22 protein-coding genes are annotated in these 21016 nt (G+C 41.9%); 18 read left to right on the top strand and 4 right to left on the bottom strand.

The genetic code is table 11. The annotated features are described in order from the left end of the window. Positions 1 to 24: 24 nt before the first annotated feature. The 7 genes from ACQY73_RS01350 to ACQY73_RS01320 all read left to right on the top strand — a co-directional run bounded on the left by ACQY73_RS01350 (position 25) and on the right by ACQY73_RS01320 (position 4121). Positions 25 to 465 (top strand): carboxymuconolactone decarboxylase family protein, encoded by a 441-nt coding sequence (locus ACQY73_RS01350; RefSeq protein WP_428660391.1) that lies wholly within the window; start codon positions 25 to 27, stop codon positions 463 to 465. Between the two features lie 123 nt (positions 466 to 588). Then, a complete protein-coding gene (locus ACQY73_RS01345; protein ID WP_428660388.1) occupies positions 589 to 981 on the top strand; it encodes a DoxX family protein in 393 nt (130 codons plus the stop codon). Next, positions 956 to 1387, top strand: a complete 432-nt coding sequence (locus tag ACQY73_RS01340; protein ID WP_428660385.1) for an SRPBCC family protein — start codon at positions 956 to 958, stop codon at positions 1385 to 1387. The genes ACQY73_RS01345 and ACQY73_RS01340 overlap by 26 nt, the downstream gene beginning before the upstream one ends. A gap of 25 nt (positions 1388 to 1412) precedes the next feature. Beyond that, positions 1413 to 1931, top strand: coding sequence for a DinB family protein (locus tag ACQY73_RS01335; protein WP_428660383.1), 519 nt, complete (start codon positions 1413 to 1415; stop codon positions 1929 to 1931). After that, positions 1928 to 3148 carry a DUF4105 domain-containing protein gene (locus ACQY73_RS01330; protein WP_428660380.1) on the top strand — a complete coding sequence of 407 codons (1221 nt, stop codon included), beginning with the start codon at positions 1928 to 1930 and terminating at the stop codon, positions 3146 to 3148. Before ACQY73_RS01335 ends, ACQY73_RS01330 begins: the two co-directional genes overlap by 4 nt. Before the next feature lie 147 nt (positions 3149 to 3295). Next, entirely contained in the window at positions 3296 to 3610 is a 315-nt protein-coding gene (locus tag ACQY73_RS01325) for an ArsR/SmtB family transcription factor (RefSeq protein WP_428660378.1), read from the top strand. Between the two features lie 4 nt (positions 3611 to 3614). Then, positions 3615 to 4121, top strand: a complete 507-nt coding sequence (locus tag ACQY73_RS01320) for an SRPBCC family protein (RefSeq protein WP_428660376.1) — start codon at positions 3615 to 3617, stop codon at positions 4119 to 4121. 181 nt (positions 4122 to 4302) lie between these two features. Here the strand turns inward: ACQY73_RS01320 and ACQY73_RS01315 are convergent, their stop codons facing one another. From ACQY73_RS01315 to ACQY73_RS01300, 4 genes are all read right to left on the bottom strand, one after another. Next, on the bottom strand, positions 4303 to 6690 hold the full coding sequence (locus ACQY73_RS01315; protein WP_428660373.1) for a tail fiber domain-containing protein: 2388 nt from the start codon (positions 6688 to 6690) through the stop codon (positions 4303 to 4305). Between the two features lie 147 nt (positions 6691 to 6837). Further along, the gene (locus ACQY73_RS01310) at positions 6838 to 8202 is read right to left on the bottom strand and encodes an FAD-binding oxidoreductase (protein WP_428660370.1); all 1365 of its coding nucleotides are present in this window, start codon (positions 8200 to 8202) and stop codon (positions 6838 to 6840) included. Between the two features lie 11 nt (positions 8203 to 8213). Then, positions 8214 to 9014 carry a DAPG hydrolase family protein gene (locus tag ACQY73_RS01305; protein WP_428660368.1) on the bottom strand — a complete coding sequence of 267 codons (801 nt, stop codon included), beginning with the start codon at positions 9012 to 9014 and terminating at the stop codon, positions 8214 to 8216. A gap of 88 nt (positions 9015 to 9102) precedes the next feature. After that, positions 9103 to 9714 (bottom strand): TetR/AcrR family transcriptional regulator, encoded by a 612-nt coding sequence (locus tag ACQY73_RS01300; protein ID WP_428660365.1) that lies wholly within the window; start codon positions 9712 to 9714, stop codon positions 9103 to 9105. Between the two features lie 449 nt (positions 9715 to 10163). Here ACQY73_RS01300 and ACQY73_RS01295 point away from each other — a divergent pair, with 449 nt between their 5' ends. The 11 genes from ACQY73_RS01295 to ACQY73_RS01245 all read left to right on the top strand — a co-directional run bounded on the left by ACQY73_RS01295 (position 10164) and on the right by ACQY73_RS01245 (position 20888). Continuing rightward, entirely contained in the window at positions 10164 to 10913 is a 750-nt protein-coding gene (locus ACQY73_RS01295; protein WP_428668599.1) for an alpha/beta hydrolase, read from the top strand. Between the two features lie 196 nt (positions 10914 to 11109). Beyond that, a complete protein-coding gene (locus tag ACQY73_RS01290) occupies positions 11110 to 12528 on the top strand; it encodes a vanadium-dependent haloperoxidase (RefSeq protein ID WP_428660362.1) in 1419 nt (472 codons plus the stop codon). Between the two features lie 154 nt (positions 12529 to 12682). Continuing rightward, a complete protein-coding gene (locus tag ACQY73_RS01285; RefSeq protein WP_428660360.1) occupies positions 12683 to 13354 on the top strand; it encodes a hypothetical protein in 672 nt (223 codons plus the stop codon). A 101-nt stretch (positions 13355 to 13455) separates the two neighbouring features. Further along, positions 13456 to 14361 (top strand): NmrA family NAD(P)-binding protein, encoded by a 906-nt coding sequence (locus ACQY73_RS01280; protein WP_428660358.1) that lies wholly within the window; start codon positions 13456 to 13458, stop codon positions 14359 to 14361. A gap of 180 nt (positions 14362 to 14541) precedes the next feature. Beyond that, complete coding sequence (locus ACQY73_RS01275; protein WP_428660355.1) at positions 14542 to 14910, top strand: DoxX family protein; 369 nt, start codon at positions 14542 to 14544, stop codon at positions 14908 to 14910. 315 nt (positions 14911 to 15225) lie between these two features. Next, positions 15226 to 15789, top strand: coding sequence for a Crp/Fnr family transcriptional regulator (locus tag ACQY73_RS01270; RefSeq protein ID WP_428660352.1), 564 nt, complete (start codon positions 15226 to 15228; stop codon positions 15787 to 15789). Positions 15790 to 15868: 79 nt separating this feature from the next. Beyond that, entirely contained in the window at positions 15869 to 16957 is a 1089-nt protein-coding gene (locus ACQY73_RS01265) for an SMP-30/gluconolactonase/LRE family protein (protein WP_428660349.1), read from the top strand. A 74-nt stretch (positions 16958 to 17031) separates the two neighbouring features. Next, the gene (locus ACQY73_RS01260; protein ID WP_428660347.1) at positions 17032 to 17487 is read left to right on the top strand and encodes a hypothetical protein; all 456 of its coding nucleotides are present in this window, start codon (positions 17032 to 17034) and stop codon (positions 17485 to 17487) included. A gap of 173 nt (positions 17488 to 17660) precedes the next feature. Next, the gene (locus ACQY73_RS01255; protein WP_428660344.1) at positions 17661 to 18611 is read left to right on the top strand and encodes a hypothetical protein; all 951 of its coding nucleotides are present in this window, start codon (positions 17661 to 17663) and stop codon (positions 18609 to 18611) included. Positions 18612 to 18724: 113 nt separating this feature from the next. Beyond that, on the top strand, positions 18725 to 19711 hold the full coding sequence (locus ACQY73_RS01250; RefSeq protein WP_428660341.1) for a helix-turn-helix domain-containing protein: 987 nt from the start codon (positions 18725 to 18727) through the stop codon (positions 19709 to 19711). An 88-nt stretch (positions 19712 to 19799) separates the two neighbouring features. Continuing rightward, on the top strand, positions 19800 to 20888 hold the full coding sequence (locus ACQY73_RS01245; RefSeq protein ID WP_428660338.1) for an alkene reductase: 1089 nt from the start codon (positions 19800 to 19802) through the stop codon (positions 20886 to 20888). The last annotated feature ends 128 nt before the right edge of the window (positions 20889 to 21016 follow it).

The following is a 21016-nucleotide window of genomic DNA, read 5'->3' as shown; positions in this document are numbered from 1 at the left end:
GTAAGGTCTAAAGAACTTATACAAATGGAACAACGAGTAACGATTGAAAAAACACAGCCGGATGCCTGGAAGGCAATGTACGGCCTGTCAGTAGTTGTAAGCAAATCAAACTTAACGCCTATTCAGAAGGAATTGATTAAGATCAGGGCTTCTCAGCTTAATGCATGCGCATTTTGCATTGATATGCACACCAAAGAGGCGTTAAAGATCGGTGAATCTCCGCAGCGGATTTTTCTGTTGAATGCGTGGAAAGAAACAGACATTTTTACCGAAGAAGAAAAAGCACTTCTTGCTATCACAGAGGAAGTTACATTCATTCACCACAACGGCGTTTCAGACGCAACCTATAAGCAGGCCGAAAGGTTCTTCAGCCCGGAAACAATTGCTCAGATCATTATGTCAGCCGTTGTTATCAATGCCTGGAACCGAATAGCGGTAAGTACACAATTACCCATTGGTAAATAAAACCCTTCTGTGCGCAGTTTCCCGGCGAATACTGCGCACTTAAACTTCCTGCCTTTTCACTTCTTTTTACTAAATTACCCGCTCAAAGTCCAAATTTGAAATGCCGAAACCCTGATAAGGTCAATGAATATTTTCACCGGTACATTTTTGCTTCGGTTGGCGGTAGCCATTATTTTGGTAATGCACAGCGTTCCGGGAATGTTCAATAACGGAATCAATGGCTTTGGCAATCTATATTTAAATCAAATTGGGTTTGCGCCGTTGGGTGTACCTCTTGCCTGGGCCATTAAATTGTCTCACATCGTTGCTGCATTTTGCTTTCTTTTCGAAAAATACATAAAGTGGGCAGCTATTGTTACCATCGTTATTCTGGTGATGGGGATTATTCTCGTTCACTTCAAAGAAGGTTGGTTTGTGGTTGGCGGTGGCCGAAATGGCGTAGAATTTAACTTCCTGCTGATAATCGTTTTGCTTACCATTTTATTTCCCAATGGAATCCGTCAAAACCGTAAGTAAGTCAATCCGGATTAATGCACCCGCATCAAGAGTTTGGGCCATTTTGACAGATCCGGATCGTATAAAAGTGTGGATGTCGGAGGCCGAGATCAACATAATTACTGATTGGGTTGTTGGAAGTCCGATCATTTTTCAAAGCAATGTGAACGGAAAGCATGAATACAAAGGAGTAATTTTGCAATTAGAACCCGAAAAAGTGTTCCGGTATAGTTCATGGAGCAAAATTTCAAGGTTGCCCGATCAACCCGAAAACTATTCTCTGATCGAATTCAGATTGACACCAATGGAAAATCAAACCACGCTAACCGTAACTCACAGTAATTTAATAGCAAAGGCCGCCATTGAGCATTCTAATTTCTACTGGAACGGCACACTTGAAATAATCCGACAACTGACTGAGGGATAACAGATTCTACACAAAGACTTCAGAAATGCTGATAGAGAATTTTGATCATACAATTGATTTTTGGATAATGGAGTTGGAACAATATTCGTTCACACAATTATGTACAAAACCCTCTTCCGCCGCTTGGTCGCTCGGACAACTGTATATCCACCTTATTAACGATACCCGGTTTTATATTGAACAACTAAGGAATTGCATAGCTACCAATGAAAATGCGGATGAAGAGGCCTCCGCTTTTGCCAAAGCTATGTTCTTTAACAATGAGTTTCCGGACGAAGCCATTGAAGGAGCGCCTTCAAACGCGTACATTTTACAACCTGATTCGACACTACAATTGATGAACGACTTTCTGAATTTGAAAGCAGATATTCGTACTGTTGGGCAATTGATTGCAGAAAACTCGTCTAAAGGCAAAACAAAACATCCGGGATTGGGTTATTTTAATGCGGACGAATGGTTTCAGTTTGCAGAAATGCATTTGCGCCATCATGTAAGACAAAAGAAAAGGATTGACCGGTTTTTGAAAATGTACCCCGAACAATGAACATAAAGATACTTGTCACCTTTTGTAACTTACTGCTGCTTTCTCAACCCGTTTTTTCACAACTAACTGATAATTCAAACGTTAGCCTGATTACCGTCGGCCCGGGCAACGAGGTATTTACGGCCTTTGGTCATAGCGCATTGCGTATTTCCGATCCGAACTTGGGCATCGACAACATCTATAATTATGGAACTTTCAGTTTTAACGACGGCTTTTATGTGCGCTTTACCAAAGGAGAATTGAATTTTTGGCTTTCCGTGGTTCCCTTTCACCGTGAATATTATTCCTGGGCAGCGTTGGAAAACCGCACGGTGGTTCAGCAATCGCTAAATCTTACCTTAACGCAAAAAAACGCGCTGTTCAACTACCTGGAAAAGAATGCTTTGGTTGAAAATCGTGTCTACAGATACGATTATTTTTACGACAATTGCTCCAACCGCATCGACACCGCGTTGAAAAAAGTGTTGGGCAACAGCGTAGTTTTCTCTCCGGAAATCATTGCCGAAAAACAACATACAACAGGCGCATCTATCAGAGAATTAACACATCGTTATTTATTACAGGACCCTTGGGGCGAATTAGGGATCGAGACGTGTTTGGGCATTGATATGGATAAGAAGATCACGCCTGAACAATTCAAGTTTTTGCCCGATTATTTGATGTGGAACTACGACGCAGCCAAAATAAACACAAACGGTGTATGGATGCCGTTGGTGAAAGACAAATCCGTTCTTTATCAATCACTTGGCAAGCCATCTTCTCAAAACCCTTTCAGCCCGACAGTTATTTTCAGCCTTGTTTTGGGTTTGGCACTCCTTGTAAGTCTCCCGGTCATTCACAAAACCGGCATAGCCCGAGCATTTGATGCTGCTCTATTTTTCACAAGTGGTATAGTTGGTTTATTAGTGCTTTTTCTTTGGTTTTTCACAACTCATCATTCGCAGGTAAATCTTAACATTCTTTGGGCAAATCCGGTAAATTTCGTTGCAGCGTTTATGCTCTTTTCTAAAAAATACCGCCCTAAATTATCGAATTATTTCCTTGTTTATGGCTTGTTATTGGTGTCAGTTCTTGTCTTTTGGGCCATTTTGCCTCAACGTCTCAACAATGCTTACCTCCCAGTCTGCTTCGCTCTCCTTTTAAGGGTTTTTGCTAACTATGACTTTACCAAACTGCGAACTGCTGCCTTTCGCCCGAAAAAACATACCGCCGTTTAGAGAATTTATAGGCTTGGAATGATTTTTTAGGTGCTGTTTTTTCAGCAGAGTACACCCGTAGAAAATTAATTGTAAAAAATATTGCGCAACCAATTAATTGCATTTATATTTGCAACCGATTAGTTGCACAACCAAAGAAATAGAGCAATGAGACGCGATGTATTTCAGGCAATAGCCGACCCGACCAGAAGAGCCATCATTGGATTGATCGCCCTACAGGCCATGACTCCCAATGCCCTTGCCGAGCATTTTGACACCAGTCGGCAGGCTGTTTCAAAACACATTAAAATTTTGACCGAATGCGAACTTGTACGTCAGGAGCAATCAGGGCGGGAAATATATTATCACTTCAATCCCGCTAAAATGAAAGAGATCGACCAATGGTTAGAAAAGTTCAGAACACTTTGGGAAGACCGTTTTAACCAACTTGACGATGTATTATTAACAATCAAAAACAAATAAAACGATGAAAAATGCCTTGCTAATGGACTTTGCGGTAGACAAAGCCAACAAATCAATTACGGTAAAAAGAGAATTTGCCGCCGAACTCCCTTTGGTGTGGGACGCTTTCACAAAAAGTGAGATCCTTGACAAATGGTGGGCGCCCAAGCCTTGGAAAGCCCGTACCAAAACAATGGATTTCAGAGAAGGCGGACACTGGCACTATGCAATGGTTGGGCCGGAAGGAGAAGAACATTGGGCGTTTGCAAGCTACGAGAGCATTCAACCGCAAAAGGGGTTTACTGCCTTTGATGGATTTTCGGACGCCGACGGCAAAATCAATACCGAAATGCCGCAATCAAAATGGAAAAGCAGTTTCCAAGATCAGGGAGAATACACTACTTTGGTAACCTTTCAAATCACGTACGATGATCTGGAGCAACTCGAAACAACGATTCAAATGGGCTTCAAAGAAGGCCTGACTTCAGCCATGGAAGGATTGGATGAGCTTCTTGCATCCAATAAATTATAAGCGCCGGCAATATATTCGATGTTATCAGTTTTCAAAAGCCCCGTGTAGTCATAAGCTGCCGGGGCTTTTGAAATTTATAGTAGGCTTTGCGCCGGTGGGCGCAGTAATGGCGTCTGTGAGCTAAGTTCCAGCTAAACTGTTTTTGTCTTGGTTGAAAACTTAGCCCACGAAACCAAATTTATTAATTTGATAGCATTATTTTATTTTTCTCAGCCGTCGTCAATCGAGAAAGAATAGTATTGATTTGACCTTGTTGAGATTCTATTCTTTCATGCTGTTGTTCAAGTGCCTTTTCCACTTCATTTAAACGTCTCAACAATGCCTGTGTAGCAGAAATATTGAGCATGGAAAGTGCCTCATAATCAACCGAACGAAAATCAGAGACTTCTCTTCCATAGACAAAAACAGACGAATGTACGATTTCTGAAGGTTGATTCAGGATTTTGAAACCGGCCTCATTTACCGATTCTACCTCAAAAGTCTCTTGTTTTTCACCAAAGATTAACCTCACTTTTTCACCTGCTTTTAAATTATGGTGAGGCAATTCTATGAAATCGTTTGATATTTTGGCCAATTGATAAATATCCGGAATACAATCGGTTAGTTTACTTACGGCTTGCGGATAAATGCTTTCTACCTGCTGTGCAATGACCTTTTTGTATTGCCCATTGCCTTTGCCGATTTTGTCTTTGAATTGATAATCAGTGATTTCGATTTTTGAAAGTGTTTCGAGGTCTTTTTCGTTGTCAGAAATACCTTTTATATCTTTAATACGAGCATCTGAAAAAGCATTAAATTCAGCGGCTGCGATGCGGTCAGAGGCATAAATGGAATAATAGTTTGTGCCACTCGCTGTACCGGATTTTCCTTGATTATTGAAATATCCATAGTTTAGTGTGTTCTGTTCCGAACCCGTAATCGTCAATTTGGCTTTTGTTAAATCGGCGGTTCCGATTCCGACATTACCTTTTTGATTTACTAAAAGTTGGAAATTATCAGAAGCATTTTTTATTAAAAACAAAGAGCTCTGAGTGCCTTTTACCGTAAAAACGACGTTGGAATTTACCTCATTAACTCCCACATTTCCTTCGCCGTCTATTCTTATTCCTTCATTGTCACCATCCGAAGAAATCCATTTGGCATTGGTTTTAAGATTATTGTCAAGATTTAAAATTCCGTTGACGGTCAAGGTGTTGTTGACACCGCCGTTGCTAAGTACTTTGAAGGATTTCAGATACAAGTCGCCATTGATGTTGGCACTTCCGTTTACATCTAATTTTTGGGTAGGGGTAGTATTACCAATGCCGGTTTTTCCGTCCTGTAGAATTGTAAGTCTGTTAATATCATTTGATTCAACTGTGAAATTATTGTTGGCATCCAGTCCTAAGTCAAAGAAACCGGTAGCACTATTGGTCTTATCCAAAAATCGGGTTTGTGGATTGGCATTATCTGCTCTATGTATTTGGGTAACCAAAACTTCATTATTTACAGTCCAATTGGGGAAATAAGAAGACCCATTTGTCATTTTTATGAGTAGCTTGTTACCGGCAGGCCCGGCCCCAATTCCTACTAAATCCCCGCTATCGAAGATCGAACCCGCTACCAATTTTGAGCCATCCCATTTTGCAAGATAATTGAATTGCTGAGTTCCAATTTTCGGGTCGGTTTCAGACTGCCACGCAGCGTTTCCAAGATTATCTGATGCAAGAATTTTACCTGCGGCAGCATTGATTGGTAACTTGAAGTATTTACTTTCAAGACTATCATTTACGACCAATTTTTTCTTTGCGAAATCGCCGTAGATTAATGTAGAATTTGAATTATTGGATATATAAAGTTTATTATTGCCTTTTTGGTCTGCACCTGCATAAGCCCCAATAAATATATTGCCACTTCCGATTGAAGAAAATCCTGAGAAGTGCCCCAGAGCAACATTATCTTCGCCCGAAACATTATTGACCAATGAATACGAACCAAGTGCTACGTTATTGGAACCGTTGGTGTTGTTGTTTAATGTTGCAAAACCCAAAGCTGTGTTAAAGATTCCTGATACATTATTTTGTAGTGATTGTCGCCCCACCGCTGTATTATATTTCCCGGTTTTATTGTATTGAAAAGCATTAGATCCGATGGCTGTATTATCGGTGGCTGAACTATACGTAGTGTCAATTCCACCTACTTCTTCTCCAACAAAAACATTTTTTCCTGAATCAAAAGTAAGTATACGTCCTCGCTCAACAAGAAGATTACCTCGCAAATGAAGTTTTTGTGATGGTGCTGCTTTGCCTATACCAATGAGCGCATTTGGTAAAGAATAGAGGTTGTTTGAGCTGTTTTGTTGCCAGAAATTATTTTGAAACATAGAAGGAGCAGCCCATAAACCGTTGCCATTATCATCCGAAATAAGTACTTTAAAAAGTCCGGCTCCCGAAGTCATTCTGAAAAACTTCGTACTTAGTGTATCCGAATTACTTTGTTGATTGGGTAAAATAGTAACGCTCTGAGCATTTAATTTCTGAAATGAAACGAAAGCCAGTATGAAAAAAATGTTTCGGAATATTATTTTCATGTTTATTAAAAGTTTGATAATCAACCAATTTTAGTTTTTCTTTTTATTTGCTGCCAAGATGTACCATCACTTACTAACCAAATAGAAATAGCCGAGGGAAGGTCCGGGTCGTCAGTTCCACTTTATTTGTTTTTAGATTTAAAAAAATCAGGTTTGGGAGTATCCAAACTTTAATTTTGGTTTGCTGTGCCACTCATAAAAAAGCCCATCCGGATCCCTTTTAGCTCTGATTTCCTGTACTTTCATTAGGTTTTCGTCTGTCATAAAGGCCGCCGTCCGGCGGTGTAAACCTTCATCGGCCAACTGAATACCGACTGCCAAATGCTCCATTTTTCGCATCATATCAAACGCCCAGTTGTTGTAGAGGTCGGTATCCTGAGCAGCTTTCCAACAGCTGTAAAGAGCCAGATAAATTTTATCTTCTTTGCTATATGCCATATTTGTATTAAGATTTCCGGGATGCCAATTGAGCCACAAAAAGTGGGAAGGAGCCGGCGGTAAGGTTTCGGAAATTTCTTTGATGAAAGGCAGTAAATCATCAATGCCGGCGTGCGTCCACATGTTATCTACGCCCCAATGGTGGTCTTCAGGGTAGTGTGACATGGTAGCTTTATAGAGCATTTCGATACCGGGGTTGAAAGCAGGAGTAGCAATGATGGCTTTTTTCTTAATCGGACTGTTGTGCATAAAAGCCTTGGCTTCCTCGAATTCATCTTCAGTATCGGCAAAAATCGGGGCGAATGCTTCAATTCCCATTCCTAAAATATTGAGCATCTTGCGACTCATGAGCATCTGAAACTCAACTGCTTTCGGAATCTCGGCCCCAACTTCATACGCCCAACGATATACATCCTCGAGGTGCCTGATTCCAAAATCATGCGCTATAATGGCTCGGTATTTTGGCAAATGATAAAGTTTCAGGTAAAACTTCACCACAATACCAAAGAAACCCGGCCCCGAACCACGGGCGGCCCAAAATAAGTCTGAGTTTTCGCTCGGACTTGTATGTACCAACTCGCCCTCTGCCGTTATGATGTCCATAGCCAAAATACTTTGGCAGGCAATTCCCAGTTTTCGGCCATTCCAGCCATAGCCGCCTTGAAGTAAATATCCTCCGATGCAAACGCCTTTGCAATGCCCCGCAGGAAAGAAGAGGTTTTCTTTGTAAAGTGCTTTCATCAAAACACTTCCGCCTACCCCGGGGCCGGCTTCGGCGGTCATATCATCCTTATTTACAGCGTACTGGTTGAAGTTTTTCATCAAAACCAAAATCGCATCTTCTCTGATGAAATTGGCACTGAAACTATGTCCACCCGAGCTGACAGTGATCCGTTTTCCTGCTGATTTGGCGTAACGGACGGTAGAAATTATATCGTCAATGTTGTTTGGAATAACTACCATCGAAGGGCGTTCTTTGGGGTCAACTTTGTTGAAAAGTGTTCCCATCACGATTTCATTAAAGCCTTTATCGCTTCTTAGGATTATATTTCCGGAAATTTTCAGATTTTCCATGATTCATAGCATTAGTGGTTCTCATTAAATTCTTTGTATAAATCGGGTAGAAAGGCCGCCAAATGATTCATTTCTTCGGAGCAATGTGTCATTAAGTCTTTGGCCTGTTGCTCGGGTAGTTTGACAAGCTTTTGCAGGGTTTTTGAAGCAGCCGCTCCAAGCAGATTCTGCGAACGGATGGCTATATACTTTCCACCCATCCAAAACCTTGAACGCATTTCTGCTCCATCCTCAGTTTTTCTGATTTGATGCACCAACCACCCAAAATCAATTGGATAATCGGTATATCCCAGCCTGGCACATACATAAACTACTTTCGATTTGTCAGCAATAGCTGCCGCTGAAAATCCCATATCTATTGGATTTTTGAACTGAATTGCTGCTTTTTCGAGCTTTTTGCCAATGTATTCCTGAATGTTTGAAGTGCGACCAATATAGGCTACATCCTCTCGGCCATCAGCCCAAACTGCCGACAAATGAGCTTTAGGATGCCATAACTTATAGCGATTATCTTGACTACCGTGCCACCCAAACCACCAATCCCACATTTCAGGGCTAACCTTTGGCATGGGTGTAACCACTGCTACATGAAGCGACCCATCATGGTTTAATACATATCCATTTTCCAATTCATGGTAGCCTTCATTGTGCAGGTCACGCACATTTTCGAGCGTAAGTCCCTGTTTTATTGATTTTTTGATTGCCTTTTCGACCAATTCGGGAATCGGTCTGATACTTTCATTATAAAATTTGGCATACGGCAATGCCATGTCCTGTGTTTGATAGCCGATGTATTTTTTATTACTTTTCATACAAACAAATATGTTCAACAAAATTGTTTAATGCAATCCAAAAAATTATGACTGAATCCAGTCATAGAAAAACAATACCCGGTAATGGTTATTTTTTAATCCCGTGAAGCACAAAAACCTTTATTTTTTCACGCCTCTGCTTCAAAAATTCAAACATTTGTTCATCATTTCGATTCTCTTTTGCTTTGATGTAAGGAATTCCTAAATATGGAATTGCACAAAGCGAATAAATATTTAATATCAGATCTTCGCCTGTGATGTTATCGATAACTGTGCCTTTTCTTTTTTCTACTGCTAACAGAGCATCCAGTTTTGCCGGAATATCGTCTTGTACATTGGTCACAATCATTGTCACCATATCGGGTGACTCATTGATGATATTGGCAACGAAATTCGGAAAAGTTGGTTTTTCTTCAAATAAGACGCACATGGTATCAATGATATGACAAATCAGATGCTCTAAATCCATTTCCTGCCCCAGAAGTCGGCTTAAATGCGGTATTACTGCACCAAGCGTTTTATTCAAAACTTCTTGAAAAAGGTCTTCTTTGGTACTGTAATAATAGTGCAACATCGTGCGACTGATTCCCGCTTCTTCCGCAATAGCCGTTGTCCGAGTTCCTTTAAATCCGCTTCGATGGAATACCTTTTCGGCCGCAGTAAGTATCTTTTCTTTAGTATCGTGGTCAATTTTGGGCATAAAGTATTTTTGTTCGACAAAAATGTTTAAAAAAAATAAAAAAAGCAAAATTCTGAAACCCTATTTCTAAAATTAATTTTATCCAAAAGATATTCAAACAAAATTGACCTTTTGGGATTGTGTGTGCAACCATCGTAGACGGAACGTATCCGGTCGTAATGTATACTATCGGTTGCAGATACACGAAAAGATACATTGCACCGGCGTTTTTTGACCTAACCACCGGACTGACGCGTGAAACCCTTCAAAATCCCTCAATTTTCGGTTGCGTTTAGCTATAATGGGAGATTTCGGCAAGTATCCCGTCATCTGATTCATCCCTGTCAAAAAATTTTAAAAATAATACGATTTTAACTTGGGTTAAAATTATCCTCCGAATTGTGCCGCACCTTTGTCTCAACAAAAAATCACTAAAAAACCAAGACAATGACACAATCTAAAACTATCGTATTTATTTTATTCATGGTTTGTTTGTAAACAACACCAGCTGGTCTGAATGGAAAGCTTATTTTGAAGCCCAAGGCTACACTTGCTACACACCGGCCAATCCTTATCACGAAGGGAATCCCGCCGATCTGCGCGCCAATATCAATCCTGCACTGAACACCGTTGGGTTTGAAGATGTGGTGATGAATAGTGCAAATTTCATTGATACTCTCCCTGAAAAACCCATCATCATTGGCCACTCTTTGGCCGGACTAGTGGTTCAAAAGCTAATTGAAATGGACAAAGCAGTAGCGGGGATCAGCATTGACGGTGCGCCTCCTAAAAATGTTCTTCCTCCCTTCCAAACCATCAAAACTGTCTTTCCGGTCGTAAATTTCTTTCGTTTCTCGGCCTTTATGGGAAGTAAAGATTGGTATCATTACGCATTTTTCAACAATATGACCCGTGCCGAAAGCGACAAAGAATTTGAAAAAATAGCCGTACCCGAAAGCAGAAAAATAGCCAGAGACACGCTGCTGAAATCCTTTGCCAATGTAGACCACAAAAAATCGCATAATCCGTTGCTTTTTATCGGCGGTGAAAACGACAATATCTTTCCTGCAAGTTTTACCAAAAGAATTGCCGGTGCTTATAAAGATAAAAACAGTATTACCGACTTCAAATCTTTTGCCAACAGAAGCCACTACATCTGTGGCGAAAAAGGATGGCAGGAAGTGGCCGATCATATACTTACTTGGTTGGCTAAGATTTAAAAAAGCAAAAAATACGTAACGCTGTTTTGGAGTAATCATAACTCCTACCCCAACATATCATTTTAACTGAGTTCATCAAGTAAACCTTTGATGCTGAACGCGCCCCGAATGGGGCGCTTTTCTTTTATAAAATTTTATAATAATTTGGCACAAACTTTGAGGTGCAGATTTTTGTCCGAAAAATTCACCCATAACAATGAAGCAGTTACTGCAAATAGGTATACTTAAAATCTGTTTAGCTTGCGTATGCGTGGCGCAAACTCAGGTGGTTCCTACTCAATCTCCCCGTGCTCAGATCGCTACCGATTGGGCTGACATGACCGTACGGATCATGACCAAAGCCCCTAAAAATACCCCAACGTATGGTTCCCGGGCAACCGGCTATCTGGGTCTGACCATGTATGAAACCGTGGTTCATGCCTCCCCTAACTACCGCTCTGTGCTTCGGCAGTTATGCGATACCCTTTTATTGCCCACACCTGACCCTAAAAAAGTATATTGCTGGGAATTGGCCCTGAACGCCGGTCAGGCTTATATGTTGAGAGCACTATACGCTTACACCCAAAAAACACAACCCGTTGATTCGCTGGAGCAGGCTGTTCACCAACATTATGCAGCACTGCTCAGCCCCGAAGTCGTTGAGCGGTCTGAGCAATATGGCAAGGCCATCGCCGAAAAAATATATGAATGGTCTAAAGTAGATGGCGGACATGAAGGCTATTTACTTAACTTCCCCGAAAGTTATATCCGGCCGGTTGGAGCCGGTATGTGGGTGCCGCCTTTTATAGGGCAGTCCAACTCTAAAATTCCGATGCATCCTACCTGGGGAGAGAACAGAACATTTGCCCGAAAAAACAGTGAACTACCCTTACCCAAACCTTTGGTCTACTCTACCGATACTACCAGTAAATATTATATTTATTATAAAGAAGTCTTTGACCGCAAAAAAACACTTACTGATGAAGATCGGGCTATTGTGATGTGGTGGGGTGATGATCCTACCGAAACCTGTTCTCCTCCCGGTCATTCCTACAATCTTGCCACCATTGCCATTCGCAACAGTCCTACCGATCTAATTAAAGCCGCCCAAACTTATGCCCGGGTGGGAATGGCTGTTGCCGATGCATTTATCTGCTGTTGGAACGTCAAGTTCAGGTATTCGATAGAACGTCCCTCTTCTTTCGCTCAAAAGAATCTCCAGTCTAAATTTTCGCCTAAATGGCTTCCTTTCTTTCTGGAACCTCCTTTCCCCGCGTTTTATTCCGGCCATGCAGTCCAATCAGCGGCGACGGCTACCGTACTGACAGCGTTGTATGGCAAGAATTTTTCCTTTACCGATTATACGCACGCCAATCGCCCTGATAAGATCATTGCTGTTCAAGCCGATTTACCTAATAATCCCACCCCTTCTGACTATTACACGTATATGAGACAGTCCAGTGTTCAATATACCTTAAAATATAAACCTCGACAGTATAAATCCTTTTGGGATGCGGCGCAGGAGTGCGCGAATTCTCGCCTGTTAGGAGGCATCCATACCCGTTATGACAACGAAGTGGGTTTAGTGGAAGGCGCAAAGATCGGTCGCAACATCAACGCAATTCGCTGGCAATAAAATCAATTACCCGAATTTATCCCCTTCAATGATCGTTGGAGGGAAATCGTTTTTTTTAGCCACAGCGATTTTTACCCTATTCCAAAAATAAATTGCGTGAAAACAGGTTTTGTCTACCTTGACCCGGACGATGTTAATTCAATTTTTTGAATAAATGATAAACAAAAAGACCAAAGACGGGAAATACACCATCACAACAGCTACCCCGGCAGACGCCGCACAAATGGCAGAAGTACAGGTTGTTTGTTTTCCAACGCTTGCCCCGCATGAATTATTAACAGAGGAACATTACGCCAATCATATAAAAGTATTCCCTGAGGGTCAACTTGTTGTAAAAGATCACGATAGAGTTATCGCCTCCTCAAGTACCCTCAGAATTCATTTTCCTAAACTCGACCATTCGTTTATGGAAATTACGGACAATCTATGGATCACAAAAGCACATATACCGAACGGGGAGTGGCTATACCAATTTGACATTGGCGTATTACCTGCTTACCGAGGCTTAAAACTGTCTACAGAACTGTACAACGCCCAACAGGAATTAGTTAGATCATTGGGAATGAAAGGACAAATTTTAGTCGGCATGACAATTGGTTATGGCAGCTACAAAGACCAATATTCTATTCAGGAATACTGCGAAAAATTAAAGAACAATGAACTCACAGATCCTACCATTACGCCCCAACGCAAAGCAGGATTTCAATGGATAAAACCCATCTTTAATTATTTGGAAGACCCTACCGCCGGAAATTGCAGCATCCTGATGGTTTGGCCACTTGAAGGTGTTTCCGTTGAAGAATACATTGGGTCAAATGTTGCCTAAAGATTCAAATCTGTTTGGCATCTGCACGAATTATAAATGAACAAACAGCGCCGCAACGGGTTGTTATTTCAGTAAGTTCACTATTGAAGTAATAATCGATCATGAAAAAAATAATTGCAGTCGCAGGTGGAACGGGCAACTTAGGAGAACGAATCGTCAAAGCGTTACTTGACCAAGGAGCGGAAGTTCGTGCTCTTGTTCGTTCAAACACCAACCTTAAAAAAGTAAACCGGCTCGAAAAACTTGGAGCCAAGGTAATAAAAGCAGATATGCAGAATACGGCCGAAGTGGCCGCTGCCTGCAAAGGAGCCACGTGTGTGGTGTCTGCCTTGGCCGGCTTGCGTGATGTGATCATTGATACTCAAAAAATACTCTTGGATGCTGCCATAGCGGCGGAAGTCCCTCGCTTTATACCCTCCGATTACTCGTTAGACTTCACCAAATTTCCGGACGGCGAAAATCGCAATTTGGACCTTAGAAGAGAATTTCATACCTATCTTGATACAAAACCAATTGCGGCCACGACCATTTTCAATGGAGCCTTTACCGATCTGCTCACCGATCAAATGCCCCTCATTGTGTTTAAACATAAATTAGTCCTGTATTGGGGGGACGCTGATCATCGGCTATGGTTCACCACCATGGACGATACGGCTACCTTCACCGCCCATGCCGCCCTCGACCCTTCCACTCCCCGCTTTCTCGTCATTGCGGGCGATCAACGAAGTCCACGGGAGATACGGGCAGATGTGAGTGATGTGACCGGAGAAAAATTTCGATTGCTCCGAGCCGGTGGGCCGGGGTTGTTGAGTCTGTTTATAAAATTGGCGCGTACGTTTTCACCGGCAAAAAACGACCTTTATCCGGCTTGGCAGGGGATGCAATACATGCGAAACATGATAGACAAACGGGCAAATTTAACGACAACCGACAATAATCGTTATTCCGGTATGCAATGGACATCGGTAAAAAAAATGCTTTCAGAGCCGCAGGCCAACAGTAAATGAGAAAAGCTATTTGGATAGAGAAACGGAGAAACATTGTGTCGTAATCACCACCTACAATTGACGTTATGCCCCTCAAAAATTCTCTCATTTTTCAGCTAAATTGCATCGGTGATTGAAGCAATCAATTAGGCATATATAATTGGTTAAAATCAGCCATTTACCTTTAACCAACATTTAAAAATGAAAAAAACAATTATTACGTATTGGGTGATTACAGGGCTCTTTGCAGCCTTTATGCTATTTTCAGCCATTCCTGATATTCTCCTTAGTCCTGATGCCGTAACCATGATTACAGGATTGGGCTATCCCAAGTACTTTATTGTTCTTATAGGCGTAGCCAAGGTATTGGGTAGCATTGCCATTCTTATTCCTAATTTCAACAGAATCAAAGAATGGGCCTATGCCGGGTTATTTTTTGACCTGATCGGAGCTGTCTATTCAATGATCGCCACAGAAGGATTTCAGCCACAAATGACCTTTATGGTGTTGCCTATCAGCTTTTTATTTCTCTCTTATTATCTGTGGCATAAGAAAACAGGCACCGTTTAAAAAATACTATAAACTGTCAACCGGTCGGTTTAATCCAAGGCCTGTGGAGACACAGGCCTTATTTTTTTACCCTTGATGAGTTGTAAAGACATAGTTTAAAATGAAGCAGCATAGCTCTACAATAATTGCATATGCAGCAATTGTTTTTTGTAGCAGGAATAAATTTAGGACAAAGTTCAAATCTAACTCTCGTCATTTTTTAAAAATTGAGAGGTAAAACGTTCTATTTGACTTCTTTAAATCATCATATATACCTGCACTTTCAAGGGCGTAAAATTCGGGAATAATATCTGCCAAATACACCACTATCAACGCATGGAAAAACTTAGAAAGAACTTTCAAATGATGGGTTTTGCAGGCGAGGAATTAGAAAAAATCCTCAGTGCTTTTACACTTCAGGTATTCAAAAAAAATGAGTTTGTGGTAGAAGAAGGCAAAATAAGCAAATACATCGGCTTTGTTGAAAGCGGTATGTTTCAGTACTATGTAGTGAAAGACGGCGAAGAAAAAACCAGCTATATATCCATTGAAAACACCTTTTTGGCTTCTTTATTAAGTTTTGTAAGTCAAACTCCCGCGCTTGAAAACATAAAAGCGCTGACTGACGGGAGCATTAGTTTGATCAGCAGAACCAACTTGAAAAAACTGGTCGATGAAATTCCTTCTTTCAAGGATTTCTACATTGGTCTTTTGGAAGCATCCATTTGCGGTATTGATGCCAGTCGCCATGACCTGATCGTGCTTTCGGGAGAACAACGTTATGAGAAAATGCTCAAAGAAGAACCCCACCTTCTACAGCGCATTCCTTTGCAGTATTTAGCTTCTATGCTCGGCGTAACTCCGCGCCACCTCAGCCGAATCAGAAATAATATTCGCTGATTTCCTTTTTAGACATTTGTCCGGTAGAAGCAATTCTACAGTGCTGAATTTTGCATCGTCAAATTAATTAAACGACGCTATGCAAATTCTCAAACACTTCTCCATTCTCATTTCTTCGATAGCCATTAGTGCAATGGCGCTTACCTCCTGTAGTCTCCATCCGCAGGCGTGGCAACCCATAAAAAGTCCTGAATTCGCCGGCACAACTGCCCTGAATGAAAAATTAAGTACTTCCGAAAAAATAGCCATCGCGGATTTATACGGCCCCGAGGACATTGTCTTTGACAAAGCGGGAAATCTATATTGCGGCGTTCATACCAAAGAAGATAATTTCAGCGATGGGAGAATCTTAAAAATTGACTCCGTTGGAAAAGTGGAGGTTTATTACGATGCGAAGTCATGGGTAGCAGGTTTGCACTTTGATACTGTCGGAAACCTCATTGCGTTGAGTCACCGAGAAGGATTGATACACATCAGCCCCGACAAAAAAGTAACACCATTGGCCAATAAAGATGAAAATGGCAATCCTTTTTTGATTCCCAACGGTTTGGACATTGCTTCTGATGGAAAAATATACTTCTCAAATACCTCCGAAATAACCCGCTACGACATCAATTATGGCAAAAAAGTAATTCTGGAAATGAATCCCATCGGTGGACTTTACTGCTACGACCCTGCCACAGGAAAAGTAAAGACGCTCATCAAAGGCACTTATTTCGGCAATGGTGTGGTGCTGTCCAAAGATGAAAGCTATCTGTTGATGGTAGAGACCGCCAAATACCGAGTGCTGAAATATTGGCTCAAAGGCGATAAGATCGGCCAAATCGAAACCTTCATTGATAATCTTCCGGGCTTCCCCAACGGTATTTCGATCCGAGAAAACGGCAGTTACTGGCTCGGATTTTCGACCAAACGTACCGAGGCCTTGGATAACATTCACCCCAAACCCGGCACGAAAAAGCTGGTGTATGCCTTGCCCAATTTCATTCAACCCAAACAGGAGAAGTTCGGAATGGTAATGAATATCTCCACCGACGGCAAAATACTTCAGTCGCTTTTTGATACTAAGGGCATCATTATGCCGGAAGCGGGCGCCGTCAAAGAGCATAATGGCTACCTGTACTTAGGCGGCGATACTGTGCCCTACATCGGCAAATACAAATTGTAAGATCACTATCGGCAATTGCCGCTTCACAAAGAAAAATCATTCTTAACAATCCATATTTTTAAACAACAAAACAAATGAAAACTTCCTTTATCGCATTGTTCTTATTGGTATCAACCGGCGCTTTCTCACAAAGCCGTTTTTCAAAAAATGAAATCAGCATCAATGGCTTTCGCAATCCCTCTATCGGCTTAGAATACCGTCGTAATCACCTCTCTTTTCACGCAGGTTACTACATAACTGCATTAGAGGCAGGCATCACCACAAAATTCTTAAAAACGGGCGTAACTGCCTGGTTCTTACCCGTCGGCAAAAAAGAAAACCCTTCTTCTTTCTACGCCGGCGCTTCCTACTTACGCGGTATCAATCTCGAGTACAACAAAGAAAATGCGTTGGGGTTGGAAGCAGGTTTCCGTTGGATGGTCTGGAAAGGGCTTAACGTGCGCATTGGCGGCATTGCATTGGTTGCTAAAGGCCACGATGTAAGAATTAATCCAACGCCGGGTATCAGTTATTCGTTTTTTAGCAGGTAAGGTTTATTGAACCATATAAGGATTATAAGTCAATATAAGATAGTATCATTCAAATACTTACATGACCTCAAATACCTTATATGGTTCATTAACTGTGCTGAATGGTTCCTCTGAACCGGCAATCCGCAAGAAAGGATATACAAAAATTATTCACCGAAAACTTTACATTAAAAATGAAGACGATATTAGGCACCGGTCAATTGGGAATTGCCATTATGGAAATTCTGTTGAAAAATAATTCCAATGAGCAAATTCTATTGGTCAACCGAAAAGGAAAAGTAGGCTTGGTGCTTCCCGGAAATGTTGGAATTATGGCTGCCGATGTAACCAACAAAACTGACATGGAGACCATTGCCCGCCAATCGGAGGTGATCTTTAGCTGCACCGATGTGCCATATCAGCAATGGGAAGATTTTTATCCCGCAACCGCTGTCGCACTGGCGTACGCACTCGGTAAAACCAACGCCAAACTGGTTTTTGCCGACAATCTGTATTCATACGGCAACGTGGCAGGTGCTGTAATGACGGAAGAAATGCCGCATAAAGCCAAAACAAAAAAAGGACAGATCCGAGCAGGGGTCATAAACACATTATTGAATTCAGGCGAAGAATTCAGTAATCGGGTCGCCTTTGTCAAAGCCGCCGATTTTATAGGGCCACGCATCTACAAGGGCCTTTTTGGAACCGATTTTTTGGACAAACTTTATCATAACAAAAGCATTATCCTTTCCGGAAAACCGGCATTACCGCACACCTTCAGTTACATCAATGACTTTGCCGCCGCCATGATCAATGTAGGCAACGCGAATGATTCTTTCGGACAAATCTGGCACGTACCGAATGCGCCGGCCATGAACTTAAAAGAATGGGTGCGCCTTTTTGAAACCGAAACGGGCAAAAAAGCCAAGTTGGTGGTATTGCCCAGATTCATTGTTTGGATCGCGGGGTTATTCGATTCTCTGATACGAGAATTTTATGAGCTCGGTTATCAGTTCGAATATCCTTATTTGGTCAATCATGCCAAATATATCAGCCGATTTGGCAACCATTCCAATGACCCGCAAAGGATTGTGAGAGAAACCGTTAAATGGTATACATCCACTCAAAAAAGCAAAATGCCGTAAAATCAAGCACCGGATTCCTTCAGCTTTTTGCACAAATTTGATGGAATGAAACTTAAACGGCCTCGCAATGGGTTTGTTGTAATAGCTGAAATCGGCTGATTAGCTCAAATCCCATGAAATTCGAATTTATCCCCCATACCGATTTTAATTTTTTGGCTCGCTTCGCGGAAGCGTTCAATATTCCGATGCTTGGCAATAAGCTGGAAATTCCGTCGGAGTTGGGAACCGGGACACTTCGCAAGATTGATTTTGATGCAAATTTCAAGTTATTGCTGCATCATTATACATTTAAGGAAGAGTTTGTGCTTAAACGCCAAGCGTCGCAGAAAAAGAATGACACCATAGCCATTTTGTTTTATAATACGGCTCTTCCTAATTACGCATTATCGAACAGCGAAAGACCGCATTTCAGTTGTTCTAAGACACTTAACGCCGCCGTCGAAATATCCACCGGCGATTTGAGTTCGGAAATCAGATTCCCTGCCGGAACCGAAATAAATTTTACCGTAGTAGGCATCAAATCGTCTGCATTGGCTGATTTGCTCGGGCTGGAAAGCTCCAATCCCATTCTGCAAACCATCACAAATCCCGACAGCACTTTCTTATTCTATGAGTACATGTCGGAAGAAATGCAACGGATTTTAAAACAACTGCCCGAGATCAGTGAACAAAATCCGCTCAGTCATTTTTACATAAAATTAAAGATACAGGAATTGATCTATCTGCTTTTCAGCAAGCTTCTCACCCGCGAAAACCAAAAGCAGCAACGGATCAATAATGCTGAACTGGATCGGCTTTTTGTGATACGCGCCACTCTTTTGGCTGATCTGAGTCAACCGCCGCAGTTGCCGGCGCTGGCAAAAATGGCGGGAATGAGTGAAACAAAAATGAAGCAATTGTTCCGACAGGTATTTGGCGACAGCATCTACAATTATTTTCAACAGGCCCGCATGGACGAAGCCGCCTTTCTGCTCAAGCAATCCGGCTATTCGGTTTCGGAAGTGGGCTATCGGCTGGGCTTTACCAATCTCAGCCATTTCAGTCGATTGTTTCAGAAACACTTCGGTAACACACCCAAGAAATACACGACTGCCGGATAGGACTATTTTTTCGTCTGAACGCGTTATTTTACTCTTTCGTGTTGGTCTAATTTTGCAGTATTAACCAACAAATTTACCACCACAAAAGATGAAAAAGATATTAACGGCTTTCCGGAAAAACGGTTTTGCGCTTAAAAACCACCTCGTAATGGCCCCCATGACCCGATGCAGAGCTATCGGCAATGTACCCAACGACCTGATGACAATTTATTACGGCCAACGCACAGGTGCCGGTTTGATCGTCACCGAAGGAGTGGCTCCTACCCCGGACGGCTTAGGTTACGCCCGAATCCCCGGAATATTCAGCGACACCCAAGTAGAAGGTTGGAAAAAAATAGCCAACGCAGTACACGCAGGCAGCAGCAAAATTTTCATGCAGATCATGCACACCGGGCGCATCGGACATAATGATAATTTACCCGATGGTGCAATACTGGTGGGCGTTTCCGACATTAAAGCGGCAGGACAAATATATACCGATACTGCCCACATGCAAGACCATTCAGCGCCCGTTGCCTTAACTACCAAAGGAGTAAAATCTGTGATTGAAGGCTTTGTAACCGCTGCTAAAAATGCCGTAAAAGCGGGACTTGACGGCATAGAATTACATGGTGCCAACGGTTATTTATTGGAACAATTCCTCAATCCCAACGTCAACAATCGCACCGATGAGTACGGAGGAAGCATTGCCAATCGGACCCGATTCATTCTTGAAGTTGCTCAACAGATCGCCGACGCCATTGGTCCCGAAAAAGTTGGCATTCGCTTTTCGCCGTATGCTGTTCTGGGTGATTTACAAGCGTATGACCAAGATGAAGTACACGAAACCTATGCATATTTAGCCAAAGAATTAAACAAGATCGGCATTACATACCTGCATATCTCAGTATCTGCCGAAATCCCTCAGAAAACCTTTGATGCTATCCGCTCCAATTTCACCAACACCATCATCTTATGTAACGGCCTAACCGCCGAAACCGGCGAAAAAGCCCTCAATACAGGCTTCGCTGACCTTATTGGTTTTGGGAGAGCATTTCTAGCCAATCCTGATCTGATAACACGCATTGAAAAAAATGCTCCACTGAACGATGCTGATCCCACTACTTTCTTTGGTTTGGACGGCGTCGGATACACCGATTATCCTACGTTGGAAATGGCGGAAACGCAATCGGTTTAGTATCCCAAAAACTGTTTTAAATAATCATTTTACAGCGAAGTTTATTCTTCAAAGAAATAACATAGTATCTTTCCCCTTTAATAGCGAACAAAGACTTTGTTCGCTATTTTTATTTTCCAACAACCTAA

Origin of the sequence: Runella sp. (genome assembly GCF_965279615.1) — a bacterium.
Classification (GTDB): domain Bacteria; phylum Bacteroidota; class Bacteroidia; order Cytophagales; family Spirosomataceae; genus Runella.
The sequence above is the reverse complement of the archived record's forward strand: the minus strand, read 5'-3'. Positions and strand labels throughout refer to the sequence as shown.

Bases quoted from the DNA above. Each gene is read 5' to 3' on its own strand.
- ACQY73_RS01340 (WP_428660385.1), top strand. From the start codon at position 956: ATGGAATCCGTCAAAACCGTAAGTAAGTCAATCCGGATTAATGCACCC.
- ACQY73_RS01250 (WP_428660341.1), top strand. From the start codon at position 18,725: ATGAAATTCGAATTTATCCCCCATACCGATTTTAATTTTTTGGCTCGC.
- ACQY73_RS01260 (WP_428660347.1), top strand. From the start codon at position 17,032: ATGAAAACTTCCTTTATCGCATTGTTCTTATTGGTATCAACCGGCGCT.
- ACQY73_RS01305 (WP_428660368.1), bottom strand. From the start codon at position 9,014: ATGAAAAGTAATAAAAAATACATCGGCTATCAAACACAGGACATGGCA.
- ACQY73_RS01265 (WP_428660349.1), top strand. From the start codon at position 15,869: ATGCAAATTCTCAAACACTTCTCCATTCTCATTTCTTCGATAGCCATT.
- ACQY73_RS01330 (WP_428660380.1), top strand. From the start codon at position 1,928: ATGAACATAAAGATACTTGTCACCTTTTGTAACTTACTGCTGCTTTCT.
- ACQY73_RS01270 (WP_428660352.1), top strand. From the start codon at position 15,226: ATGGAAAAACTTAGAAAGAACTTTCAAATGATGGGTTTTGCAGGCGAG.
- ACQY73_RS01280 (WP_428660358.1), top strand. From the start codon at position 13,456: ATGAAAAAAATAATTGCAGTCGCAGGTGGAACGGGCAACTTAGGAGAA.
- ACQY73_RS01255 (WP_428660344.1), top strand. From the start codon at position 17,661: ATGAAGACGATATTAGGCACCGGTCAATTGGGAATTGCCATTATGGAA.
- ACQY73_RS01325 (WP_428660378.1), top strand. From the start codon at position 3,296: ATGAGACGCGATGTATTTCAGGCAATAGCCGACCCGACCAGAAGAGCC.
- ACQY73_RS01310 (WP_428660370.1), bottom strand. From the start codon at position 8,202: ATGGAAAATCTGAAAATTTCCGGAAATATAATCCTAAGAAGCGATAAA.
- ACQY73_RS01300 (WP_428660365.1), bottom strand. From the start codon at position 9,714: ATGCCCAAAATTGACCACGATACTAAAGAAAAGATACTTACTGCGGCC.
- ACQY73_RS01345 (WP_428660388.1), top strand. From the start codon at position 589: ATGAATATTTTCACCGGTACATTTTTGCTTCGGTTGGCGGTAGCCATT.
- ACQY73_RS01275 (WP_428660355.1), top strand. From the start codon at position 14,542: ATGAAAAAAACAATTATTACGTATTGGGTGATTACAGGGCTCTTTGCA.
- ACQY73_RS01315 (WP_428660373.1), bottom strand. From the start codon at position 6,690: ATGAAAATAATATTCCGAAACATTTTTTTCATACTGGCTTTCGTTTCA.
- ACQY73_RS01320 (WP_428660376.1), top strand. From the start codon at position 3,615: ATGAAAAATGCCTTGCTAATGGACTTTGCGGTAGACAAAGCCAACAAA.
- ACQY73_RS01290 (WP_428660362.1), top strand. From the start codon at position 11,110: ATGAAGCAGTTACTGCAAATAGGTATACTTAAAATCTGTTTAGCTTGC.
- ACQY73_RS01285 (WP_428660360.1), top strand. From the start codon at position 12,683: ATGATAAACAAAAAGACCAAAGACGGGAAATACACCATCACAACAGCT.
- ACQY73_RS01335 (WP_428660383.1), top strand. From the start codon at position 1,413: ATGCTGATAGAGAATTTTGATCATACAATTGATTTTTGGATAATGGAG.
- ACQY73_RS01245 (WP_428660338.1), top strand. From the start codon at position 19,800: ATGAAAAAGATATTAACGGCTTTCCGGAAAAACGGTTTTGCGCTTAAA.
- ACQY73_RS01350 (WP_428660391.1), top strand. From the start codon at position 25: ATGGAACAACGAGTAACGATTGAAAAAACACAGCCGGATGCCTGGAAG.